Source organism: Dietzia sp. DQ12-76, assembly GCF_014145045.1.
Taxonomy (GTDB): Bacteria; Actinomycetota; Actinomycetes; order Mycobacteriales; family Mycobacteriaceae; genus Dietzia.
This window is the reverse complement of the sequence record NZ_JAALDV010000224.1, coordinates 1-4,552: the sequence shown is the minus strand read 5'-3', so window position 1 is coordinate 4,552 and position 4,552 is coordinate 1. Positions and strand designations below refer to the sequence as shown.

Below are 4,552 nucleotides of genomic sequence, written 5' to 3'. Positions count from 1 at the left end.
CCCAGTCGGCCGCACCGCCCGGGCTGGGCCCCGCCGGTACCTCCACGGTCCACGGGGACGTGGCGTCCACCGACACGATGCCCGGTCGCGGGCCGGGAGCGAACCCCGCCGTCGTGGGCGCCCTGACCGGGGCCACGTGTTCCACCGTCTTCGTCGGGACCGACGGCATGCCCGTCGCCCTGTGCACCTCGTACGTGGGACTCCATCCGCCGACCCCGCTCGCGCCGACGGTGAAGCTCTTCCACCCCGAGACCGCGGCGGTGCTGGCGGAGGTGCAGTTGGCCAAGGGCGCACTGCTCGGTGGGGTGTACGGCTACCTCGACGAGCGCGACCGGGTGGTGGTGGCCGACGGCAACCGCAGGCTCCTCGCCGTCGGGCACCATCGCGACCCGGACGGAACCTGGCGGATGTCGGTCGAGGTCCTGGCCGACCTCTCGGCGGGCGTCCCGGACGGGGACGCGGTGACCGGCCTGATCCCCGCCTTCGACGGACGGATCTGGTTCGCGACCTCGGGCGGGGTGGTGGGAACCGTTCTCCCCGGCGACGACGACACCGTGCGCACCCTCGCCCTGCCGGCAGGGGAGAGGATCACCAACGGGCTGACCGTCCGGCCGGGTGGCGCCTCGGTGATCACGACCCGTGCGCTCTACGAGGTCGACGCGGCGCCCGACGGGAGCCCGCAGGTGCGGTGGCGGCACGGCTACGAGGTGGGCCCGGCACGCAAGCCCGGCCTGCTGGCTCACGGTTCCGGAACCACGCCCACCTACTTCGGCCCGGGTGACTCGCTGGTGGCGATCACCGATGACGCCGAGCATCCCGATCTGATCGTCCTGCGTCGCGGCGACGGTTCGCAGGTGTGCAGGATGCCGGCGTTCGCCACGTCACTCGCACCGGCCTCCGCCGCCCCGGACGGTGTGGTGATCGAGGGGCCGGCGGCCACGGAGAACTCAATCATCGCGGTCGGCGATGCGTTGGTGCTGGTCAACACGTACGGGTACGAGTACCCGCCGTTCGCCGTCGACGGCCCGGCCGTGCCCGCGTCCGCCCCGTACACGGGGGGAATGACCCGCATCGACGTGCGGAGCGACGGGGCCGGGGGAGTGGGGGGTGCCTGCTCACGGGCATGGACCTCACTCGCACGCACCGCCTCGTTGCCCAAGCTCACCACGGGTGACGGGCAGATTCACGCCCTGGCATACGGCCCCTCGGGGGTGCATCCCGCCCTGGATCAGGGGCTGGCGCAGAAGTTCGGTCCGGTGGACGTGACCTCGACGGATGTGGAGACCGGCGTGGAGGTGGCCCGTTCCTTCGTCGGCGTGGCCCCGCTGGACGAGCCGATGGAGCTCACCGGGACCATCGTCTCCCGCGGCGACGGGGCAGGAGTGATGTGGCAACCCACCCTCACCCGGATGCTCCGGATCGGGCCGACGACCGAGGGCTCGCGGTGACTCAGTCGGTGGGGCGGACCACGGCGACAGCGCACGGCGCGGTCTGGAGCAGGCGTCGACTGACCGATCCCAGCAACAGTCCGGCGAACCCGCCGTGCCCGCGTGACCCGGTCACCAGGAGTGCGGCCCCCGAGGCCTCGGTGGCGATGGTCGTGGCGGGTTCACCGACGACGAGGACCAGGTCGACGGGCACTCCCGGATGGCGGGCCTCATGTGGGGCGAGGGCGTCGGTGACGGCCTTCTCGTCCTCGGCGAGGACATCCTCCGCGAGCTGATCGAGGTCGAACAGCGACGCGCCCGGCAGGCGGGGGGCCTCGACGGAGTGGACGACACGCAGAGTGGTGCCACGGCGTTCGGCCTCGGCGAAGGCGAACGCCGCGGCCGGGTCCCCGGCCTCGGACCCGTCGGCGGCCAGCACCACCGGGCCGCTGTCGTGGCCCTCCGGCGTGCGCGGGGTGATCACGAGGACGGGGCACCTGGCGTGTTCGACCACCCCGGCCGAGGTGGATCCCATGGCGAAGTCCTCGCGGGCCGTCAGGCCGCGGCTGCCCACCACGATCGCCGAGGCATACCCCGTGGTCTCGACGAGCGCGCCGACGGGACTGTCGGCCACGACGCGGTAGGTCGTGGGGACCTGTCCGACGAGGTCGGCCAGTTGGTCCCGCATGGCGCCCTCGACGTTCGCGCGGGCGGTCTCGTCGAAGGCGACGACCCGACCGACGGCGCGGTCGGCGGAGATCACCTCGAGAGTCGTGTGATGGTCACGTGCCCAGGTCGCGGCCCAGGACACGGCCCGGCGGGCATCCCGCGACCCGTCGTAGCCGCACACGACCGGTCCGGTGGCGGTCTCCGTCATGGCGTCCTCCTGCGGGTTCGGCGTCGTGGATCAGCCTAGTCGGCGGGCGCGGGGGCGGAAACGAGAGTCGATGCCCGCCGATCGGCATCGTTACCAAAGCGGAACCAGTCCTTTTCTGGACTAGTTCCAATTAGTTGGCTACAGTGGACACCATGACGACGGACGTGCAGGATCCGGGAGCGCAGCTCCGGTCGGCCGGGCTGAGGGTCACCTCTCCCCGGCTGGCGGTCCTCGCCGTCGTCGACAGTCGTCCCCACATCGCGGCGGAAGACGTCGCGGTACTGGTCCGGGAGCGGCTGGGCGCGGTCTCCACACAGACCGTCTACGACGCGCTGCGTGTGTGTACCGATGTCGGCCTCATGCGACGCATCGAACCGGCCGGTTCGCCGGCGCGGTACGAGCGTCGCACCGGGGACAACCATCACCACCTCGTGTGCCGGCAGTGTGGCCGGATCGAGGATGTCGAATGCGCGGTAGGGCACGCACCCTGCCTGCAGGCGGACCACGATCACGGCTTCCTGATCGACGAGGCCGAGGTCAACTACTGGGGCACATGTCCCGAATGTCAGGCGGGCGGCGCCCGTCTCGGTGAAGATTGAGACCTAGACCACACCGCCCATCACCCCACCACCTCGAGGAGCATCAGACGTGACCACGCATCCCGCCGACCGCGGCGTACGCGACTTCCAGCCCAACTCCGCCACCACCACCGACAGCGGACAGCCGGTTCCGAGCGATGAGTTCAGCGCCCGGCTCGGTGAGTTGGGTCCGCAGCCGATCCACGACTTCTACCTGATCGAGAAGCTCGCCCACTTCAACCGCGAGAACGTCCCGGAGCGGCTGCCGCACGCCAAGGGCTCCGGCGCCTTCGGCGAGTTCGTCACCACCGAGGACGTCTCGGACATCACCTGCGCCGGGCTGTTCCAGAAGGGCGTGACCACCCCGATGCTCGCCCGCTTCTCCACCGTCGCCGGCGAGAAGGGCAGCCCGGACACCTGGCGCGACCCGCGCGGTTTCGCGCTGAAGTTCTACACCGACGAGGGCAACTACGACATGGTCGGCAACAACACGCCGGTCTTCTTCGTCCGCGACGCCCTCAAGTTCCCGGACTTCATTCACTCGCAGCGCCGCAAGAACGCCTCCGGCCTGCGCAACCACGCCATGCAGTGGGACTTCTGGACCCTCAGCCCCGAGTCGACCCACCAGGTCACCTGGCTCATGGGCGACCGCGGCATCCCCGCCACCTGGCGCCACATGGACGGCTTCGGCTCGCACACCTACCAGTTCATCAACGCCGAAGGCGTGCGGCACTGGGTCAAGTTCCACTTCAAGACCAACCAGGGCATCGACTTCCTCACCCAGGCCGAGGCCGACAAGCTCGCCGGGGAGAACGCCGACTACCACCGCCAGGACCTCTACGAGTCCATCAGCAAGGGCGAGTTCCCGTCGTGGGACCTGCACGTCCAGGTGATGCCGGTCGACGAGGCGGCGACCTACCGCTTCAACCCGTTCGACCTCACCAAGGTCTGGTCGCAGAAGGACTACCCGCTGCGCAAGATCGGCACCATGACGCTGAACCGGAACCCGCAGAACCACCACGCCCAGATCGAGCAGGCCGCGTTCGCGCCGACCAACATCGTCAAGGGCATCGGCTTCTCGCCGGACAAGATGCTGCTCGGCCGCGTCTTCGCGTACCCGGACATCCAGCGCTACCGCATCGGCGCCAACTACCAGCAGATTCCGGTCAACCGCCCGCTCTCGCCGGTGAACTCCTACTCCAAGGAGGGCTCCATGCAGTACGAGTTCCCGCACCCGGCGCAGGCCGAGTACGCCCCCAACACCCTCGACGGCCCCGCCGCGGACAAGGCCCAGGCCTTCGACTTCGGTGACTGGGACACCAAGGGCTCCGAGATCTACCGTGGGGACGTCTCGCCGCACTCCGACGACACCGATCAGGCGCAGGCGACGACGCTCTACCGCGAGGTCCTCGACGACGCCGCCCGCGGTCGTCTGGCGGGCAACATCGCCGGCCACGTGAGCAAGATCGACCCGTCGGAGACCGAGCTCCTCGAGCGCGTCTACGCCTACTGGGCCGCTGTGGACCCCGGGCTGTGCGAGGCGGTCAAGGCCGGCGTCGAGTCCGGTCCGCGCGGCAACCACCGTCGCCAGGAGTGACGACGCCGTAGTCCGGCGAGGCCGGCACGGGTGGTGCGAAGGGCCCGATCCCGCGACCGGCGGGGTCGGGCCC

General features: G+C 70.3%; 4 protein-coding genes. 3 read left to right on the top strand and 1 reads right to left on the bottom strand.

Annotated features, from left to right (window positions below):
- The coding region (locus G6019_RS08620) for a hypothetical protein (RefSeq protein ID WP_182627417.1) at nucleotides 1-1,448 on the top strand (1,448 nt) is incomplete at its 5' end.
- Between the two features lies 1 nt (nucleotide 1,449).
- Here the strand turns inward: G6019_RS08620 and G6019_RS08615 are convergent.
- Nucleotides 1,450-2,304 (bottom strand): universal stress protein, encoded by an 855-nt coding sequence (locus G6019_RS08615; protein ID WP_107755601.1) that lies wholly within the window; start codon nucleotides 2,302-2,304, stop codon nucleotides 1,450-1,452.
- 152 nt (nucleotides 2,305-2,456) lie between these two features.
- Between G6019_RS08615 and G6019_RS08610 the strand changes: the two genes are divergently transcribed.
- Both G6019_RS08610 and G6019_RS08605 read left to right on the top strand, forming a co-directional pair.
- Entirely contained in the window at nucleotides 2,457-2,903 is a 447-nt protein-coding gene (locus G6019_RS08610) for a Fur family transcriptional regulator (protein ID WP_107755602.1), read from the top strand.
- A gap of 49 nt (nucleotides 2,904-2,952) precedes the next feature.
- Nucleotides 2,953-4,479, top strand: coding sequence for a catalase (locus G6019_RS08605; protein WP_107755603.1), 1,527 nt, complete (start codon nucleotides 2,953-2,955; stop codon nucleotides 4,477-4,479).
- Nucleotides 4,480-4,552 lie beyond the last annotated feature (73 nt).

What these genes read in the sequence shown, in the direction of transcription:
- G6019_RS08615 (WP_107755601.1), bottom strand. Translation starts at nt 2,304, where the DNA reads ATGACGGAGACCGCCACCGGACCGGTCGTGTGCGGCTACGACGGGTCG.
- G6019_RS08610 (WP_107755602.1), top strand. Translation starts at nt 2,457, where the DNA reads ATGACGACGGACGTGCAGGATCCGGGAGCGCAGCTCCGGTCGGCCGGG.